The organism is Pantoea sp. EKM101V, assembly GCF_011800325.1.
GTDB classification, from domain to species: Bacteria; Pseudomonadota; Gammaproteobacteria; order Enterobacterales; family Enterobacteriaceae; genus Pantoea; species Pantoea anthophila.
Map to the genome: position 1 here is coordinate 360,691 of NZ_JAALFP010000001.1, position 17,817 is coordinate 378,507.

The 17,817-nt window shown below is 57.1% G+C and carries 15 protein-coding genes; 6 read left to right on the forward strand and 9 right to left on the reverse strand.

Features of this window, described 5'->3' with window-relative positions:
- Positions 1-194 precede the first annotated feature (194 nt).
- The 4 genes from asr to rstA all read right to left on the reverse strand — a co-directional run bounded on the left by asr (position 195) and on the right by rstA (position 4,409).
- The gene (gene asr / locus HFD92_RS01815) at positions 195-722 is read right to left on the reverse strand and encodes an acid resistance repetitive basic protein Asr (protein ID WP_009090070.1); all 528 of its coding nucleotides are present in this window, start codon (positions 720-722) and stop codon (positions 195-197) included.
- A 156-nt stretch (positions 723-878) separates the two neighbouring features.
- Positions 879-2,366: a carboxypeptidase M32 gene (locus HFD92_RS01820; RefSeq protein ID WP_058957861.1), complete on the reverse strand. Its 1,488-nt coding sequence runs from the start codon at positions 2,364-2,366 to the stop codon at positions 879-881.
- Between the two features lie 19 nt (positions 2,367-2,385).
- Entirely contained in the window at positions 2,386-3,687 is a 1,302-nt protein-coding gene (gene rstB / locus HFD92_RS01825) for a two-component system sensor histidine kinase RstB (RefSeq protein ID WP_009090073.1), read from the reverse strand.
- Positions 3,684-4,409, reverse strand: a complete 726-nt coding sequence (gene rstA, locus HFD92_RS01830; RefSeq protein ID WP_009090075.1) for a two-component system response regulator RstA — start codon at positions 4,407-4,409, stop codon at positions 3,684-3,686. Before rstA ends, rstB begins: the two co-directional genes overlap by 4 nt.
- Before the next feature lie 178 nt (positions 4,410-4,587).
- Here rstA and HFD92_RS01835 point away from each other — a divergent pair, with 178 nt between their 5' ends.
- The gene (locus HFD92_RS01835; RefSeq protein WP_167428336.1) at positions 4,588-5,001 is read left to right on the forward strand and encodes a hypothetical protein; all 414 of its coding nucleotides are present in this window, start codon (positions 4,588-4,590) and stop codon (positions 4,999-5,001) included.
- Positions 5,002-5,015: 14 nt separating this feature from the next.
- Here HFD92_RS01835 and HFD92_RS01840 read toward each other — a convergent pair whose 3' ends face one another.
- Together HFD92_RS01840 and ydgH are read right to left on the reverse strand one after the other, a co-directional pair.
- Positions 5,016-6,407 (reverse strand): basic amino acid/polyamine antiporter, encoded by a 1,392-nt coding sequence (locus tag HFD92_RS01840; protein ID WP_167428162.1) that lies wholly within the window; start codon positions 6,405-6,407, stop codon positions 5,016-5,018.
- A gap of 205 nt (positions 6,408-6,612) precedes the next feature.
- Positions 6,613-7,566 carry a DUF1471 family protein YdgH gene (gene ydgH, locus HFD92_RS01845; protein WP_046101882.1) on the reverse strand — a complete coding sequence of 318 codons (954 nt, stop codon included), beginning with the start codon at positions 7,564-7,566 and terminating at the stop codon, positions 6,613-6,615.
- 542 nt (positions 7,567-8,108) lie between these two features.
- On the opposite strand from ydgH, the gene pntA reads away from it, so the two are divergent.
- Both pntA and pntB read left to right on the forward strand, forming a co-directional pair.
- A complete protein-coding gene (gene pntA / locus HFD92_RS01850) occupies positions 8,109-9,641 on the forward strand; it encodes a Re/Si-specific NAD(P)(+) transhydrogenase subunit alpha (protein WP_167428163.1) in 1,533 nt (510 codons plus the stop codon).
- Between the two features lie 3 nt (positions 9,642-9,644).
- Positions 9,645-11,033 carry a Re/Si-specific NAD(P)(+) transhydrogenase subunit beta gene (pntB, locus tag HFD92_RS01855; RefSeq protein WP_111207614.1) on the forward strand — a complete coding sequence of 463 codons (1,389 nt, stop codon included), beginning with the start codon at positions 9,645-9,647 and terminating at the stop codon, positions 11,031-11,033.
- A gap of 44 nt (positions 11,034-11,077) precedes the next feature.
- Here the strand turns inward: pntB and uspE are convergent, their stop codons facing one another.
- Both uspE and HFD92_RS01865 read right to left on the reverse strand, forming a co-directional pair.
- Positions 11,078-12,034, reverse strand: a complete 957-nt coding sequence (gene uspE / locus HFD92_RS01860; RefSeq protein WP_046101879.1) for a universal stress protein UspE — start codon at positions 12,032-12,034, stop codon at positions 11,078-11,080.
- Positions 12,035-12,151: 117 nt separating this feature from the next.
- Positions 12,152-12,904 carry an FNR family transcription factor gene (locus HFD92_RS01865; RefSeq protein WP_009090088.1) on the reverse strand — a complete coding sequence of 251 codons (753 nt, stop codon included), beginning with the start codon at positions 12,902-12,904 and terminating at the stop codon, positions 12,152-12,154.
- A gap of 316 nt (positions 12,905-13,220) precedes the next feature.
- On the opposite strand from HFD92_RS01865, the gene smrA reads away from it, so the two are divergent.
- A complete protein-coding gene (gene smrA / locus HFD92_RS01870) occupies positions 13,221-13,787 on the forward strand; it encodes a DNA endonuclease SmrA (protein WP_009090089.1) in 567 nt (188 codons plus the stop codon).
- Here smrA and HFD92_RS01875 read toward each other — a convergent pair.
- Entirely contained in the window at positions 13,784-14,704 is a 921-nt protein-coding gene (locus HFD92_RS01875; protein WP_009090092.1) for a LysR substrate-binding domain-containing protein, read from the reverse strand. The two genes, smrA and HFD92_RS01875, sit on opposite strands and share 4 nt — an antisense overlap.
- 322 nt (positions 14,705-15,026) lie before the next feature.
- On the opposite strand from HFD92_RS01875, the gene HFD92_RS01880 reads away from it, so the two are divergent.
- Entirely contained in the window at positions 15,027-16,361 is a 1,335-nt protein-coding gene (locus HFD92_RS01880) for an aromatic acid/H+ symport family MFS transporter (RefSeq protein ID WP_046101878.1), read from the forward strand.
- Positions 16,362-16,428: 67 nt separating this feature from the next.
- On the forward strand, positions 16,429-17,772 hold the full coding sequence (locus HFD92_RS01885; protein ID WP_167428164.1) for a VOC family protein: 1,344 nt from the start codon (positions 16,429-16,431) through the stop codon (positions 17,770-17,772).
- The last annotated feature ends 45 nt before the right edge of the window (positions 17,773-17,817 follow it).

Genomic DNA, 17,817 nt, shown 5'->3' on the forward strand with positions numbered 1-17,817 from the left:
GTTTTATCGGTTAATCAGTACGCTACAGCAGTTAAATAAAGAAGCTGGCAGCAACAATGCCACACAGGATCATCACAAGCAGAATAATTTCGAAGCGATAGCGACGCACCATTTCATCCACTCCAGTAAAGAAACACCCGGCAGAACCGGGTGTTTTTAAGCATTATCGCGTGGCTGTGCGCCTGTAGGCGATCTTATTTAGCCGCTGATTTAACAACTTTCTTGTGGTGAACTTTCTTAGCTGCCTGCGCTTTCTGAGCAGGTTTTACTGCTTTCTTGTGGTGAACTTTCTTAGCAGCCTGCGCTTTCTGAGCAGGTTTTACCGCTTTCTTGTGATGAACTTTTTTCGCAGCCTGGGCTTTCTGTGCAGCGGGCTGAGTGGCTTTTTTGTGGTGAACTTTTTTAGCTGCCTGCGCTTTCTGGGCAGCAGGTTTTACCGCTTTCTTGTGGTGAACTTTTTTAGCTGCCTGCGCTTTCTGAGCAGCATCTTTTTTCACCGCTTTTTTGTGGTGAGTCTTTTTAGCAGCCTGCGCTTTCTGTGCTGCTTTATGGTGTTTCTTGTGTGCAGTTTTGTGAACGGTTTTAGCCGGTGCAGCTGCGGTGGTTGTGGTGGTCGCTGTTGCGGCTGGCGCAGCGGCTGGCGCAGCTGTGGTTTCAGCAGCGAAAGCAACAGAAGACATACCCATAGCAGCGGCGACAACCAGTGCAAATAATTTTTTCATTGCAAATCCCTCGGACTCTTTTTTCATGTGTAGCCCACTGCGGGGCCGGTGAAGAGACTATAGGGAAATCAACAAAGCCTGTCCGTGGGTGTTTGGTATCGGCGTGTAACCGATTGTACAAAGGGGGAAAGGGCGGCGTGATGGCCGCCCGGAGGGTCAGTTCTTCAGATAACGCTGTTCAAGATGCTGGCGGAAATAAGCCGGGTTCAGCGCTTCGCCTGTCGCATTGATCAGCAGCTGGTCGGTGGAAAAGCGGCTGCCGTGCTGCCAGATGTTCTGTTGCAGCCAGTCGAATACCGGCTGCAGTTCGCCGTGCTGAATCAGTTCGCTGAGCTGAGGAATGGCGGTCTGGACGGAGCGGAACAGCTGCGCGGCGTACATCGCGCCCAGCGTGTAGGTGGGGAAGTAGCCAAACGCGCCATCGGTCCAGTGAATATCCTGCATACAGCCATCGCGGTAGTTGCCGCGGGTATCCAGACCCAGCGACTGCATCATCTTCTCATCCCACAGCGCCGGAATATCCTCAACCTCAATTTCCCCTTCAATCAGCGCCTGTTCGATTTCGTAGCGCAGAATGACATGAGCCGGGTAGCTCAGCTCATCGGCGTCCACCCGGATCAGGCCCGGCTTCACCTGCTGGGTCAGACGAATGAAATTATCCGCCTGCAGGGCAGGCTGGTCGCCAAAGGTGGCGATGATGGTCGGCAGAATGCGCTGCAAAAATTCGCGGCTGCGACCAAGCTGCATCTCCATAAACAGGCTTTGTGACTCGTGGATGGCGGTAGAACGCGCCAGCGCCACCGGCTGCCCCCGCCACTGCTGCGGCAGATTCTGCTCATAGCGGGCGTGGCCGGTTTCATGGATCACACCCATCATGGCGCTGAGAAACTCAGCCTCATTGTAACGGGTGGTAATACGTACATCTTCCGGCACGCCGCCGCAGAAAGGATGCGCGCTGATATCCAGGCGACCATGATTAAAGTCGAAGCCCAGCGTTTCCATGATGCTCAGCCCGAGCTGGCGCTGCGCAGGCACGGCGAACGGCCCCTGCGGCGTGACGATCGGCTGTTGTGCCTGCTTCTCCACGACCTGCTGTAACAGATCGGGCAGCCAGCTTTTCAGTTCGCCAAACGTCGCATCCAGCCTGGCGCGGGTCATGCCCGGTTCATAGAGATCGAGCAGGGCATCGTATCGCGAGCAGCCGCTGGCATCGGCGCGTCGCTGCGCCTCTTCGCGGCTCAGGCGCACCACCTCTTTCAGGTTGGTGGCGAAGCCCTGCCAGTCATTAGCCGGGCGCTGAGTGCGCCACGCATGTTCACACACCGAACCGGCAATCGATTTGGCTTCCACGAAGTCGTCAGGCAGCAGGCTGGCCTGCTGATAAGCACGCTGCATCTCATGAAGATTGGCACGCTCAACATCGTTCAGCGACGCCTGCTCTGCGGCCTTCAGCCACTCTCCGACCTGGGGAGCCGTCAGGATCTGATGCTGCAGAACGCTCATCTCGGCCAGGGCTTCACCCCGCGCCTGACTGCCGCCTGGCGGCATGGTGGTCTGCATATCACAGCCGGCGATGGCCGTGACATGGCTGAAACGGGAGAGGCGCTGGAAGGTCGCGCTAAGGTGCTGATACGCTGAGGTCACGTGAGACTCCTTGTAGTGTTTAACGCAGCGGAATTTCCCGCAAGGGTAGATCAACCGGCCAGCAAAAGCGAACGCTGGCTCCGCCCAGCGGGCTGGCCTCAATGGTGACCTGGCCGCTCAGCGCCTGCGCAATAGAGTGGACAATCGCCAGCCCCAGTCCGCAGCCGCCCGTCGCGCGATCGCGGCTCGGATCGAGCCGGACAAAAGGTTCGAAGACCCGTTCCCGCTCTTCTGGCGGAATGCCCGGACCATCATCCTCCACCTGCAGGCAGCCGGTTGCGCCGTCGAACCATAAGCTCACCCGCAGTCGCTGCTGCGCATAACGCAGCGCATTATTGACCAGATTATCCAGCACCCGCTCCATCAGGCGGCTGTCAGAAATCCCGATGTTTTCACGCTGCGGCAGGTCGAGATCGATCCGGACATCGGGATTGATGGTGCGGAAGTCATCGAGGCGCTCGCGCAGCCAGCTGGCGAGATCCTGCGACTTCAGATTGAGGTCCACGCGTGGCCGATCCAGCCGCGCATAGGTCAGCAGCTCCTCAATCAGGCTTTCAAGCTGGCCGATGTCGCGGTTCAGCGCCACCCGTTCGGCGTCCGTGAGGTTATCGCTCATCTCCAGCCGGTAGCGCAGACGCACCAGCGGCGTCCGCAGCTCATGGGCGATGCCGTCGATCAACTGCTTCTTACTGGCAACCAGGGTGTTGATGTTTTCCGCCATCTGGTTAAAGGCGATACCGAGCCGGAACAGGCTGGAGGTGCTGTCAAAATGGGTGCGCACATCCAGCTCACCGCGACCAAAGCGCTGAGCCGCTTTTTCCAGCCGCTGCATCTCCTGCCAGTGGGGGCGTAGCCAGATAAACACCGGCAGCGCCAGTGACATGCCGATAAAGACCAGCAGGGCAATATCGAGCAGTCGCATCTGATGCAGATAGAACAGATAGGGGATAGGCCCCACCGACAGCACGTAGTGGCTGCGCGGGATATGCTGCAAAAAGGTGTACTGGTCGTCGAGCGCCACAATCTCACCGGCGTGCAGGCGACGCATGTTGGTCTCGTCGAGCTGGAATTTGTTCATCGGCTCAATATGCAGGTCAAACGAGAGGCCAAGATCGAGACTCTTGATGGTTTTGTTCCAGTCGCGCGGCGGGATCTCCCGCAGTTCGCTGCGGATCAGGTAGAGCGAGCTGGCCATCAGGTCATTCATCGACTGTCGGCCTGCGCGCTCGGCGGTGAACTTATAGACCAGTCCCACCAGCAGCGCCATCACCAGAAAGCAGACAAACAGCAGCAGATAGAACTGAATAAAAAGCTTTCTCATAGGACGCGGGTATCCCAGGCCTGAGGCGCAAACAGGTAGCCTTTGTTGCGGATGGTCTTGATACGAAACGGCTCGGTGGCGCTGTCGTGCAGCTTTTTGCGCAGGCGGGAAATGGCCACGTCAATGCTGCGATCCAGACCGTCATAGCTGACGCCTCGCAGGGTTTTCAGCAGCGCATCGCGGTTAAGCGTCTGACCGGCATGGCTGGCGAGGACCCAGAGCAGGTCAAAATCGGCCGTGGAGAGGGCGATCTGTTCGTCAAACAGCGTCACCTGTCGATTCAGAGCATCGATGGTCAGCGAGCCAAAACGCAGCATACGGTTCGCGGCAGGAATGGCGGGCGCATCCTCCGGCTGCGTCTGCTGAGACTGACGCAGATGCAGGCGCAGACGGGCCAGCAGGACCGCAGGTGGCGTGGTCTTCAGAATGTAATCCTGCGCGCCCATCTCCAGCGCCAGAATGTGATTCATGTCGCTGTCGAGTGAGGTGAGCAGCACAATGGGCCCCTGCCAGTTGGCCCGTAAATCACGGCAGATCGTCATGCCATCCTTGCCGGGCAGCATGATATCCAGCATCACCAGATCGGGTTGCTGCTCGGCAATCACCGCTTCAGCGCGGTCGCCGCGCGTCTCAACAATCACTTCAATGTCATGACGGCCCAGGTAGGCCGCAATCAGTGAACCCACTTCGGGTTCATCTTCTACATAAACAATTTTGTTCATAGTTTACAAAGCAGAGACAGGGATGGACGAAAGCATATCTTTTCCTGGTCCTGAGCTCTACGCTACCGCACGAAATATCCTTAGCTTGCTGGTATATAACCGGCAAAATGTGCAATCATTAGCGCGGCCTTTTTGCGCCAGGTTTGGGATATCGTTGATTATTATGAGGAGCATTAGTGTGTCTGATAAAGAGCTGGCATCAGCCATATACCCTGACCGCATCTGCTTCAATTACAGTGACTTTCTTTCCGCTTCCTGCAAAAAACGCTGGAGCTTTGTCGATGCGATTTATGGCGTGATGCCGATATTCGGCATGGTGACACGGAAATCAGCCCACCGCTTACAGGGCAGTGACGACCCGTTAAAAGAATTAGCATTACAAATCATTTCTACCCAGGTGAGTGACGAAATTAACATCGCGCGCCTGGTCACTCTCGCGGAACAGCAGCAGATCAGCCGCTTTGATATCCAGCTCCCATATCCGCTGTCGGCGGAGCAGCTGGATGCCATTCATCATGAATATGCCAAGCCGCTGAATCTCACACAGCAGGATGACCTGCTGTGTGTGTCGATTCCGCTGCAGTCACACTAAGCGCACCTTCCGCGCTATTTCGTCAGCTGCCACACGGCGGGCAGCGTCGCCGCGATCAGTAATCCCATCACAATCCGCTCCGGTGCGGTCAGCGCAGACGCTGCGCGGCCTCCCCGGCGGGCAAAGAGAAACAGCAGCAGGCCTGGGGTATAGAGCACCACCGACATCATCAGATGCAGGGGGCCTGAGGCATAAAGCAGCCAGATGCCATAGAGGCTGGCACCGAGACCGATCGCCATTGCCAGCGGCTTGTGCTGTCCGCGCACGACTTTGATCAGATACAACCCCACCAGCAGATAGGGCACCAGAATCATCTCCGAGGCAATGGTCAGCAGATTGTTGTAATCCGCGCCGGTCATGGCGATCAGAATCAGGCAGACCTGAATACTGCCGTTGGTCAGCCACAATGAGGCGGCGGGCGCGTTGTGGCGGTTTTGCCGGGCAATGCTGCGTGGAAAGGCACCCTGCTGCGCGGCAATCAGCGGCACTTCGGCAGCCATAATCGTCCAGCTCAGATAGGCGCCGCAGACGGAGATGATCAGGCCGATGGCAATCACCGCATCGCCCCAGTGTCCCATCAGTCGCGTCATCAGTCCTGCCATGGAGGGGTTGCGCATCCCGGCCAGTTCGGCACGGGGCACCACGCCCAGCGACAGCAGCGTCACCAGCAGATAAACCAGCAGGGCGGCCAGTACCGCCAGCAGGGTGGCGCGGCCCACATCTTTTTTCTGACGTGCGCGGGCAGAAACCACCACGGCACCCTCAACCCCGATAAAGACCCACAGAGTGATCAGCATCGTCTGTTTGACCTGCTCCCACAGGGGTTGCCCCAGCGTGACGCCGGAAAGGTCGACCCGGAAGCGATCGTAGTTAAACGCCATCACCGCCAGTACGATAAACAGCAGCAGCGGCACCAGTTTGCCCAGCGTCGCCATCAGATTGATACTGGCCGCAGTCTGTACCCCGCGCAGTACCAGCCAGTGAACCAGCCACAGCAGCACCGAGGCCCCCAGCATCGCCTGCCAGGTGTTGCCATCCCCAAAGATCACCCGATCCGGGGTATCCGTGAAAAAGCTCAGGGCGGAGAAGACGATCACCAGATAGGAGACGTTGGCGATGACAGCACAGAGCCAGTAGCCCCAGGCGGAGCAGAAGCCTGTCAGTTCACCGAACCCGGCGCGGGCGTAGGTGAAAATGCCGCCGTCGAGTTCAGGTTTCAGGCGGGTCAGCAGCAGCATCGCCAGCGACAGAAAGATGATGCCGACGCCGGTAATCAGCCAGCCCAGCAGCAGCGCCGCCGGACCCGCCACCGCAGCCATATTTTGCGGCAGACTGAACACGCCGGCACCCAGCATGGAACTGAGTACCAGCGCCGTCAGCGCACCGAGACCTAATTTTTTCTCCAAAACAACCTTCCCGCTAGCATATATGGCTGGATAAATCGGATTTCATCGCTGGGTTATCGCAGACTCGCGGCAGAAAACAGGGACAAACTCCGGCAAAACAGGCGGCAGATTTTACGGAGTGTGGCGGGGGATGGCAATGCGTGACTATGCAAATCCGCGCAGGAATTATGCAAACAGCAGGGCGGCGGGCGCCGCCCTGAAGAGATTACTTAAACAGGTCAGCGGTGACGGTCAGGTTACCGCCACTCTGGTTCTGCCACTGACGGGTCACGTGATAGAACTTCGCACCTTTATCAGACGCACGCTTCGCCACTTCTTCAGAAACTTCGGTAGGGGAACCGAAGTGACCGGTAAACGTCACGGTGTCGAATGGCTGCATCTGCGCGGCCGTAATCGCGTTCACTTCCTGCACGGATTTGCCGTTTGGCAGATTGACCGTGTAACGCTTGCCGGTTGAGCTCTGGGTTTCGAAGAAGCGGCCCACTTTATTGCTCGGTGTCTCAGAGGAGGCGACGCCAGGGATTTCAACCTGAGCGGCCGCTGCGCCACCCGCAGCCAGTGCAGCTTTACCGGCTTCTGAGTCGGCAGGAATCGCGTTCGGCGTCTGAACCACACGCGCTTTAGCATCCGCTTTATAGACGTAGGCTGTGATGTACTGGTTGCCGCCGCTGTTGGCGTCAATCTGACGAACAATAAAGAATGAGGCGGCGCCTTTCTCTTTAGCCGCTTTTGAAATCGCATCGTTGACATCAGGCTGGCTGGCAAAGAAGCCGCTGACGGAAACAGTGTCGAAAGGTTCGAGCTTATAAGCTTCAGCCTTTGGCAGTTCGTTGACGCCGTTAAAGCGACGGTATTGGGTGGTTTCGGAAGCGGCCGGGGCATCAGCCTTGTAGAGGTCGGCAGTAACGCGCCAGTTGCCGCTGTTGCCGTTGCTGTCGTTGATCCCCTGAATGTAGAAAGAAGCAGCGCCCATCTCATCTGCACGCTTAGAGACCGCATCGGCTGCGTCGCCAATTGCGTTGAAACGGCCGGTGATATTAATACGTTCGAATGGCTTCAACGCGGCCGCTTTTTCTGGCGTTAACTCCTGCGCAGCGAATGCATTAGCTGCCAGCAGGGACAACAGAGTGGACGCCAGAATAGTGTTCTTCAGCTTCATAAAAATAATCCTTCGCCTTACGCAAAAATGAGTACGAAAACGTGCTGGACTCTTGATGTATAACAGATTAGCCGCTGATTATTGCATGTTATAAACAGACTGTCGCAGCGATTTTTTGCGCGATATCGCGTTATTCAACTCCCTGTTTTTCATCTGACTGTCATGAAATGCGTTTAAGGCGTCATTTCTGGGCGCTGTTACCACTAAAAGCGGTAACACTTAGCGCTATAACAGTTAATGTATTGTTAATTAAGGGTTTTTATTGTTGATTAATTCGTCCGGAGCGCAATTTTCATAGCAGATTATCTGCTGATGACGCGTTTTAATAGCGTAATAATGCAGGATTTCAAAGCGAATACTGAATAATCAGGTGAATGTCTCCATCTGCGGTTACCGCAGTGGATCAGGCGTCACAATTTAAGTAGGTTATAAACACTTTGAAATATCTGCAATTCGACTATAAGCAGCTGAAACCGCGTTTCGGCTGCGCTGTCGTGGTGCGGATTCGGGCCATCATCCTTTAACCGATGAAAGGAAACACTATGTTAATTGGAATACCCAAGGAAAGGTTGCCAAACGAGTCGCGCGTGGCAGCCACGCCAAAGACCGTGGAACAACTTATCAAACTGGGTTTCAGCGTCACGCTTGAGCACGACGCCGGTAAACGCGCCAGTTTTGATGACGAAAGTTACCTTGCTGCGGGTGCCACCCTCAGCGACCGTCAGCAGGTCTGGCAGGCCGATATCGTCATGAAGGTAAACGCACCCGATGAGGACGAAATTGCGCTGACCCGTGCAGGCAGCACGCTGGTCAGTTTTATCTGGCCCGCCCAGAATCCGGCGCTGCTGGAAAAGCTGGCTGCCCGTCAGGTGACGGTGATGGCGATGGATTCGGTGCCGCGTATTTCGCGCGCGCAGTCGCTGGATGCCCTGAGCTCGATGGCCAACATCGCCGGTTATCGCGCTATCGTCGAGGCGGCACATGAATTTGGCCGCTTCTTTACCGGTCAGATTACCGCGGCAGGTAAAGTGCCACCGGCAAAAGTGATGGTGATTGGGGCTGGCGTGGCGGGACTGGCTGCGATAGGCGCGGCGGGCAGCCTGGGCGCCATCGTCCGGGCGTTTGATACTCGTCCCGAAGTCAAAGAGCAGGTGCAGAGTATGGGCGCCGAATTCCTCGAACTCGATTTTGAAGAGGAGGCGGGCAGTGGGGATGGCTATGCCAGAGTCATGTCCGACGCCTTTATCAAAGCGGAGATGGCGCTGTTCGCCAGCCAGGCCAGAGAGGTGGACATCATTGTCACCACCGCGCTCATCCCAGGCAAACCGGCTCCGAAACTGATCACCGAAGAGATGATCGCCAGCATGAAGCCGGGCAGTGTGATTGTGGATCTGGCGGCGCAGACCGGCGGCAACTGTGCGCTGACCGTTGCCGACCAGGTGACCGTGACACCGAATGGCGTGAAAATTATCGGCTATACCGATCTGCCCAGCCGGCTGGCGACGCAGTCCTCCCAGCTGTACGGCACCAATCTGGTCAACCTGCTCAGGCTGCTCTGCAAAGAGAAAAATGGCGCAATCCAGGTCGATTTTGAGGATGTAGTGGTGCGGGGCGTGACGGTGGTGCGCGACGGCGAAATCACCTGGCCCGCGCCGCCGATTCAGGTCTCTGCTGCCCCTCAGGCCAGACCTGCCGCCGCGAAACCCGCTGAGAAACCGGAAGCAAAACCGGCCTCGCCGTGGCGCACCGCGCTGCTGATGGCTCTGGCGATTGTGCTGTTTGGCTGGCTGGCCAGCGTGGCACCGGCGGAGTTCCTCTCCCATTTTACCGTGTTCGCGCTCTCCTGCGTGGTTGGCTACTACGTGGTCTGGAACGTCAGCCATGCACTGCATACCCCCCTGATGTCCGTGACCAATGCCATCTCCGGCATCATCGTCATCGGAGCGGTTTTGCAGATGGGGCACGGTGGCTGGGTCACCTTCATCTCCTTTATTGCCGTGCTGATTGCCAGCATCAATATCTTTGGTGGCTTCACCGTCACGCAGCGCATGCTGAAAATGTTTCGTAAGGGGTAATTCATGTCTGGCGGATTAGTCACTGCAGCCTATATTGTGGCTGCCATTCTGTTCATCTGTAGTCTTGCTGGTCTTTCGCGTCATGAGACCGCTAAACGGGGCAACATTTTCGGCATCAGCGGGATGGCGCTTGCCCTCATCGCAACCATCTTCGGCCCGGACAGCGGCAATGTGGCCTGGATCCTGCTGGCGATGGTAATTGGCGGTGCAATCGGCATTCGCCTGGCAAAAAAAGTCGAAATGACCGAAATGCCAGAGCTGGTGGCGATTCTGCACAGCTTTGTGGGTCTGGCCGCGGTGCTGGTCGGGCTTAACAGCTATATCGACCATGCGCCAGGCCTGCCGGCCGCGATGGAGAATATCCATCTCAGCGAAGTCTTTATCGGGATATTTATCGGTGCCGTTACCTTTACCGGCTCACTGGTGGCGTTTGGCAAGCTGTGCGGCAAAATCTCCTCACGACCGCTGACGTTGCCCCACCGTCATAAGCTCAATCTGCTGGCGCTGGTCGTCTCCTTCCTGCTGCTGCTCTGGTTTGTTGACACCAGCAGCACCGCGGCGCAGGTGTTTGCCCTGCTGCTGATGACGGTCATTGCGCTGGCCTTTGGCTGGCATCTGGTTGCCTCCATTGGCGGTGCAGATATGCCGGTTGTGGTGTCGATGCTTAACTCTTACTCAGGCTGGGCTGCGGCCGCGGCCGGTTTTATGCTCAGCAATGACCTGCTGATCGTGACCGGTGCGCTGGTGGGCTCATCCGGTGCGATCCTCTCCTACATCATGTGTAAAGCGATGAACCGTTCGTTCATCAGCGTGATTGCGGGCGGCTTTGGCACCGAAGCCAGCAGCGGCGATGAGAGTCAGGAAGCAGGAGAACATCGCGAGATCTCCCCTGAAGAGACGGCTGAGATGCTGAAGTCCTCTGCGTCGGTGATTATCACGCCAGGCTACGGCATGGCGGTGGCACAGGCACAGTATCCGGTGGCGGATCTGACCGCCCGACTGCGTGCACTCGGCATCCGGGTGCGCTTCGGTATTCATCCCGTGGCGGGCCGCCTGCCAGGACACATGAACGTGCTGCTGGCAGAGGCCAAAGTGCCGTATGACGTGGTGCTGGAGATGGATGAGATCAACGATGACTTCAGTGAAACCGATACGGTGCTGGTTATCGGCGCGAATGACACGGTGAACCCGGCGGCGCAGGATGATCCCCGCAGCCCGATTGCCGGCATGCCGGTGCTGGAGGTGTGGAAAGCACACAATGTGGTGGTCTTCAAACGTTCCATGAACACCGGCTATGCCGGGGTGCAGAATCCGCTGTTCTTCAAAGAGAACAGTCAGATGCTGTTTGGCGATGCCAAAGCCAGCGTCGAAGCGATTATCAAAGCGCTGTAACAGAAAAGGGGCGGCTAATCAGCCGCCCCTTTTTTTGCGGAGGTTTAATCCTCCTCATCCTCTTCATCATCCAGATCAATTGGCGACTTGAAATCGTCTGGCTTAATCGCCAGCAGATCGCAGCGCAGGTGATCGATCACCTGTTCCGCCGTATTACCCAGGAACGCTGCCGAAAGTCCGGTGCGTCCGATGGTGCCCAGCACCACCACACCGGCTCCCAGATGCGAAGCCAGATCCGGGATAACCTCTTCAGGCAGCCCTTTGGCAACGTGGGTGAACTCTTCACCAATGGAAAACTTCTGCCGCAACGCTTTCATGGCCACCAGATGCTGACCGCGGATGGCGTCGTTATAGACGCTGGGGTCGAAATCAGGCAGCTCAATCGCGATGTTGATCGGCGTAATCGGGTAGGCACCCACCAGATGCACCTCGGTCTGGTTGACCTTTTCGGCCAGCTTCACCGTTTCACGAATCAGCTTCTGATTCAGGCCATCATGATGCGGCTCTTCGCTGGCAAGATTGACGGCGACGATAGCTTTACCGCCCTCCGGCCAGGGCTGATCTTTCACCATCCAGACCGGGCAGGGGCATTTACGCAACAGATGCCAGTCGGTGGGGGTAAAAATCACGGACTCCAGGCGGTCATGCTGGTGGGCCATTTTCAGCACAAGGTCATGCTGATGGGCGAGCACTTCCTGAATAATCGCTTCATAGGGGCGGTTATGCCAGATAACCTTGATGTCGATTTCGACACCGGCATCCAGATAGGCGCGGGCCTGTTCACGAATCCATTCGGTGCGCTGGCTGATGACGCCCTGACGCATGGAGGCGCGTTCGTCCGGCGACAGCAGGGTGGTCATCTCATAGGAAAAGTCATAGATAGGCAGAAAGGCTTTAATTCTCCCGCCAATACGTTGATTCAGATAGACCGCACGTCGCAGCGCGGGCTGATCGTCTTGCTGGGCATCAATGGCGACCAGAATATTTTGGTACTGGGACATGAGGCGTTCTCCTTAAACCAGAGCGACTGGAATAAAGATAGCCTATGTTGCACAGGGGAAGAAGTGAAAAAGTTACTGCCGGATCAACAAAATAAGATTTATTGATCCGGCGGCGGATCAGGCGGCCTGATGGCTCTGACCCGCTAACTCTTCCAGCAGGGCGTGGTTCTCAATGGTGATATATTTGCCTTTTACCGCCAGCATGCCGGACTTCTGGAAACGACCCAGCAGACGGCTGATCGTTTCAACCGTCAGGCCCAGATAATTACCGATGTCGCCACGCGTCATGGTGAGGCGGAATTCACGCTGTGAGAAGCCGCGCTGGCCGAAGCGGCGGGAGAGGTTCCAGATAAAGGCCGCCAGGCGCTCCTCTGCGTTTTTCTTGGAGAGCAGCAGGATCATATCCTGGTCGCCTTTGATTTCACCGCTCATCAGACGCATCATCTGCTGACGCAGGGCAGGCATTTTGCCTGACAGGTCATCCAGGGTTTCAAAAGGAATTTCACAGACCATCGCGGTTTCCAGCGCCTGCGCAAAGCTGGGATGGCTGGCACCCATGATGGCATCAAAGCCGACTAAATCCCCCGCCAGATGGAAGCCGGTTATCTGCTCATCACCCTGCTCAGTAATGGTGTAGCTTTTGATCGTGCCGGAACGGATGGCGTACAGTGACTTCAGTTCGTCACCCGCTTTGAAAAGCGTTTGCCCTTTCTGAATCGGTTTTTTACGCTCAATGATGTTGTCGAGCTGATCCAGCTCATGTTCATTTAGCGTGAAGGGGATGCAGAGCTGACTGATGCTGCAATCCTGGCAGTGAATGGCACAACCGCCCGACTGAATACGACGAATGCTGCGTTTTTCAGGGATCATAATGGTTCGCTCGACGATTATTGACTGGGGTCAATTTTAACATTTTTTGAGCTGAAGGGAACTCATCCGAGCAGTTTTACACTTACAAAAACCAGGGATGATTCACACATCGCTAAACGCAGATGTGACGGGCTTCTCAGAACGGCGCGCGGCAAAAGTGTCACGAAAAGTTTCCGTTTTTTTGATCCGTTACCCGAAAAGCTGCGGCCAGTCATAATCAGAAAAGTGGGCTGGCCCGGTGTTTCCACCTTTTGCTACGCTATCGGATAAGACCTGTTTTTGTACGCTATCAATTTTAATCAGGTGTGAGAAAACCATGAACCTTGATGATAACGATCTGTTTCGGGATGCCATGGGTGATGTCACGCCGCTGAAAGACACCACCACAACCCTGTGGCTTAAATCCCCCTCAACCAAAGCGCCACGCAAAGCACCCGATGAGTCGGTGCTGGAGAACTTTCTTACCCGGGGCGATCTGGAGATTATTCCGCTCAATACGCCGCTGGAGTATAAAGCCGACGGCATTCAGCAGGGCATCGTCGATAAGCTGCGCAGAGGAGAATATAAACTGGATGCCAGTCTCAACCTGCTGCGGCAACCGGTCGAAACCTGCCGTCAGGCGCTGTTTAACTTCATGATGCAGGCGCACAAACTGGGTTTACGCAATCTGCTGATCATCCACGGCAAGGGCCGCGATGATGAATCGCACGCCAATATCGTGCGCAGCTATCTGGCGCGATGGCTGCAGCAGTTCGATGACGTTCAGACTTTCTGTGTGGCGCAGACCCGGCACGGTGGCGCCGGGGCGCTCTATGTCGGGCTGCGGAAAACGGACAAGGCGCGGCTGGAAAACCGCGAGCGGCATGCCAAACGCAGCCGCTAGCTATGAAATTTACGGATGGTCGACATTAACACTTCGGCACTCAGGCTCAGTTCCGCGCCGGTGCGGGTAATGATGCCGACCGGTTCACCCGGTCCGGAGGAGTGAATTGGCAGGGCACAGACAGCATTGTGGCTGAGGTCCTCCTTGATGGCCCCGGACGGCACAAACCAGATGTAGTCGTAGCGCAGCGCCAGCTGACGCGCCAGTGAGGTGGAGGAGGTTTCAATACAGTGGGGCGGCAGCGTGCAGCCCTGTTCATCAAGCATCTGCTGCGCGATGCGGCGCGGGGCGGTGCCTTCCGGTGAGATCACCACCGGCCACTGCATCGCCCGGGATAAGGTGACATTGTCACTTAAAAGGGGATGCTCCGGCCTCACCACCAGCTTCAGAGACTCCAGAAACAGCAATTCATAGGTGAGACCGGTCATCATGTCGCTGTCAGCCATACGGCCGATACCGATATCAAACTCGCCGCCGCGCAGGCCAGCCAGCAGGACGTTATTATGCAGCGTTGCTACCTGAATAGTGGTATTGGGTTGCAGCTGATGAAAACGATCCAGGATACGTGGCAGCATGCCCATCGCCGCCGTGGTGAGCGCCCCCAGCCTGATAATGGCCGGGGCGTCACCGGGCTGCTCATTGAAACTCTGTCCGGCATGGTTCAGGGCGTCCAGCACCCGAACCGCATGGGTCAGAAACTGCTCTCCCATTGTGGTCAGCTGCGCGCCCAGCCGCCCGCGTTCAAAGAGGCGGGCACCCGTCAGCTCCTCCAGCTCGTTCAGGGTCTTTGAGAGGGCGGGCTGACTCAGGCTGAGGGTCTCTGCCGCCCGTCCAAGCGTGCCTTGCTGCGCAACCGCAACAAAGGTGTGAAGGTGGCGCAAGCGAATGCGCTGATTGAAAAGGATATTTTTGTCCATAGCGTAAACTTAATGAGAATGGCCAACATTAAGCAATACTTTAAAATGAAATCTGTTAACTTTGCTGCAAATTTTATTTAACAAAAAGGGTAAATCTGGCCTTTCTTTAGTTAACTGACTGATCTGACTGACTTATGCCATCCCTCCCGCCGTCACCGCCCATCACCCGCCAGTGTAATATCAGGCACTTACCGCGCTGAAACTGAAGAATTCTCATCACCCGATAAAAATCTGACCGCTTAAGGTTAACGATGGGCTATCATAAGCGCCGTTTTTTTTACTTAAACTGATGTCCGATCCCGTTACTCCCGAGGAGTGTCCATTGACCAGCGTCGAGGCGGTAGATGTCCGCCAGCTTATCAACCAGCAGGGGCTCAGCCACTGGCAAAAGCGGCTTATTGCACTCTGTTTTATCGTGGTGGCACTCGATGGCATGGACATTGCGATTATGGGATTTATCGCGCCAACGCTGAAAGCAGCCTGGGGCGTAAGCAATCATCAGCTGGGGGGCGTCATCAGCGCCGCACTGATCGGCCTGGCACTGGGTGCGATGGTGGCAGGGCCGCTTGCTGACCGTTATGGCCGGCGCATGATGATTATCTTCAGCGTCTTCTTTTTTGGTCTCTGGACGCTGGCAACCGCCTTTTCTCAGAACATCGAACAGATGATGCTGTTTCGCTTTCTGACCGGGCTGGGACTGGGGGCCGCGATGCCCAACGTTGGCACGCTGGTCGCGGAGTATGCGCCCGAACGTCGTCGCGCCTTCATTATCACCGTGGTCTTTTGCGGTTTCACCTTCGGCGCGGCCAGCGGCGGTTTTGCCGCCTCCTGGCTGTTGCCCCGCTATGACTGGCATTCGGTACTGCTGCTGGGCGGTATCCTGCCGCTGCTGGTGCTCCCTTTTCTGATCCGTGGCCTGCCGGAGTCGGTGCGATTTCTGATCGGTCGTGGCGCGCCGGCTGCACGCATTCACGCCATCCTGGAGCGGATGCTGCCGGGTAAAACCGCACCCGACTGCGCCTTTCACGCACCGGAAGCCAGCGTGCCGGTGCGTGGCGCAATCGGTACCGTGCTCTCGCGCCGCTATCTGTTTGGCAGCGTGATGCTGTGGGGCGGCTATTTTATGGGCCTGTTCATGGTCTACCTGATTGGCAGCTGGCTGCCCTCACTGGTTAACACCCTGGGCATGTCGGTCACCGAAGCGGCGATCATTACTGCGATGTATCAGGCGGGTGGGACCCTCGGATCGCTCTTTGCGGGCTGGATGATGGATCGGTTCAACGCCAATCTGGCGCTGGCGGCGATCTACGGCTGTGGCGGCCTGTTTATTGTCGCCCTGGGATTCTCACCGGCCGAAGTGGGTATGATGAGCGCCATCGCTTTTTGCAGTGGCTTTTGCTTTAACGGGGCCAACACCGGGATGAATGCGTTATCTGCCAGCTACTATCCCACCCATGCCCGCGCGACCGGCTCCAGCTGGATGCACGCTGTGGGTCGCGTCGGGGCGATCCTGAGCGCTTTCGTGGGAGCAGAGATGATGTCCCTGGGCTGGTCGTTCAGCGTGATCTTTCTGCTGCTGGCGATACCGGCGGTGATCACCACCCTGATGCTGCTGCTGAAAAACCGTTACGGCTTTAAGCCGATCACAGATTCGTGATTTTTTCCGCTGAGACCGGCGCGTTGCATTACATTAGCTGCAACGCTCACGGTGTCAGGTGGATAAGATGGAAAACTTTCTCAGTGCGGATCGCATCCGTACCCGTTTCTCTCAGGCGATGTCAGCAATGTATCAGCAGGAGGTGCCGCAGTACGGCACGCTGATGCAGCTGGTCGCCACCGTCAACGAACGCACGCTGAACGCAGATTGCGCGCTGAAAGATCGCCTTACGGCCGCAGATGAGATTGACCGGCTCAATATTGAGCGTCACGGCGCCATTCGGGTCGGGACGGCGGATGAACTCGCCACGCTGCGCCAGCTGTTTGCGGTCATGGGCATGTCCCCGGTGGGCTATTACGATCTCTCTCAGGCAGGCGTGCCGGTTCACTCCACCGCGTTCCGACCGGTCGATGACGCGGCGCTGCGTCGCAATCCCTTCCGGGTTTTCACCTCACTGTTGCGTCCTGAACTGATCGACGATCCCGCGCTGCGCGAGAAGGCGACAACGATTCTCGCCGCGCGTGACATTTTTACTCCCCGCTGCCGGGCGCTGCTGCGGGTGCATCAGGAGCAGGGCGGCTTCACCGCCGACCAGGCGGAGGCCTTTGTTACCGAAGCGCTGGAAACCTTTCGCTGGCACGCTCACAGCCCTGTCGACAGTCAGACCTATCAGGCGCTTAATCAGCAGCATCGCCTGATCGCCGATGTGGTCTGCTTTCCCGGCTGCCACATCAACCATCTTACGCCGCGCACGCTGGATATCGACCGTGTCCAGCAGCTGATGCCGTCGCGCGGCATCGATCCGAAAACGCTGATCGAGGGGCCGCCACGTCGTCAGGTGCCGATCCTGCTGCGTCAGACCAGCTTCAGGGCGCTTGAAGAAGCGATCATCTTTCAGGATGGACATCCGGGCACCCACACTGCGCGCTTCGGGGAAATTGAGCAGCGAGGCGTTGCGCTGACGCCGAAAGGCCGGGCGCTCTACGACCGGCTGCTGAGTGAGGCGGGCAGCGGTCAGGATAACGAGCAGCATCAGCAGCACCTGGCCGCGATTTTCCGCGACTTCCCCGACGATGAGACGACGCTGCGTCAGCAGGGGCTGGCCTGGTTCCATTATCGCCTGAGTGAAAAGGGCATGATGACACCGCCCGCTCAGGGCGAATCCCTGGATACCCTGATTGCGCAGGGCCGGGTTGTGGCCGATCCCATCGTCTATGAGGATTTTCTGCCGGTCAGTGCGGCGGGGATCTTTCAGTCTAACCTGGGGGACCAGGCGCAGGTGCGTTCTGCGGGACAGGCGAGCCGACAGGCCTTTGAGGCGGCGCTGGGCTGTGAGGTGCTGGATGAGATGGCGCTTTACGAAGCGCGCCAGCAGCGCTCGCTGGCGCAGTGTGGGTTACGCCCGGCATAGATCCAGCGCAGATTCACGTTGTCTGCTGACCCGTGCCGGTAAAGC

What these genes read in the sequence shown, in the direction of transcription:
- pntA (WP_167428163.1), top strand. Translation starts at nt 8,109, where the DNA reads ATGTTAATTGGAATACCCAAGGAAAGGTTGCCAAACGAGTCGCGCGTG.
- rstB (WP_009090073.1), bottom strand. Translation starts at nt 3,687, where the DNA reads ATGAGAAAGCTTTTTATTCAGTTCTATCTGCTGCTGTTTGTCTGCTTT.
- rstA (WP_009090075.1), bottom strand. Translation starts at nt 4,409, where the DNA reads ATGAACAAAATTGTTTATGTAGAAGATGAACCCGAAGTGGGTTCACTG.
- ydgH (WP_046101882.1), bottom strand. Translation starts at nt 7,566, where the DNA reads ATGAAGCTGAAGAACACTATTCTGGCGTCCACTCTGTTGTCCCTGCTG.
- smrA (WP_009090089.1), top strand. Translation starts at nt 13,221, where the DNA reads ATGAACCTTGATGATAACGATCTGTTTCGGGATGCCATGGGTGATGTC.
- uspE (WP_046101879.1), bottom strand. Translation starts at nt 12,034, where the DNA reads ATGTCCCAGTACCAAAATATTCTGGTCGCCATTGATGCCCAGCAAGAC.
- HFD92_RS01875 (WP_009090092.1), bottom strand. Translation starts at nt 14,704, where the DNA reads ATGGACAAAAATATCCTTTTCAATCAGCGCATTCGCTTGCGCCACCTT.
- HFD92_RS01865 (WP_009090088.1), bottom strand. Translation starts at nt 12,904, where the DNA reads ATGATCCCTGAAAAACGCAGCATTCGTCGTATTCAGTCGGGCGGTTGT.
- HFD92_RS01885 (WP_167428164.1), top strand. Translation starts at nt 16,429, where the DNA reads ATGGAAAACTTTCTCAGTGCGGATCGCATCCGTACCCGTTTCTCTCAG.
- pntB (WP_111207614.1), top strand. Translation starts at nt 9,645, where the DNA reads ATGTCTGGCGGATTAGTCACTGCAGCCTATATTGTGGCTGCCATTCTG.
- asr (WP_009090070.1), bottom strand. Translation starts at nt 722, where the DNA reads ATGAAAAAATTATTTGCACTGGTTGTCGCCGCTGCTATGGGTATGTCT.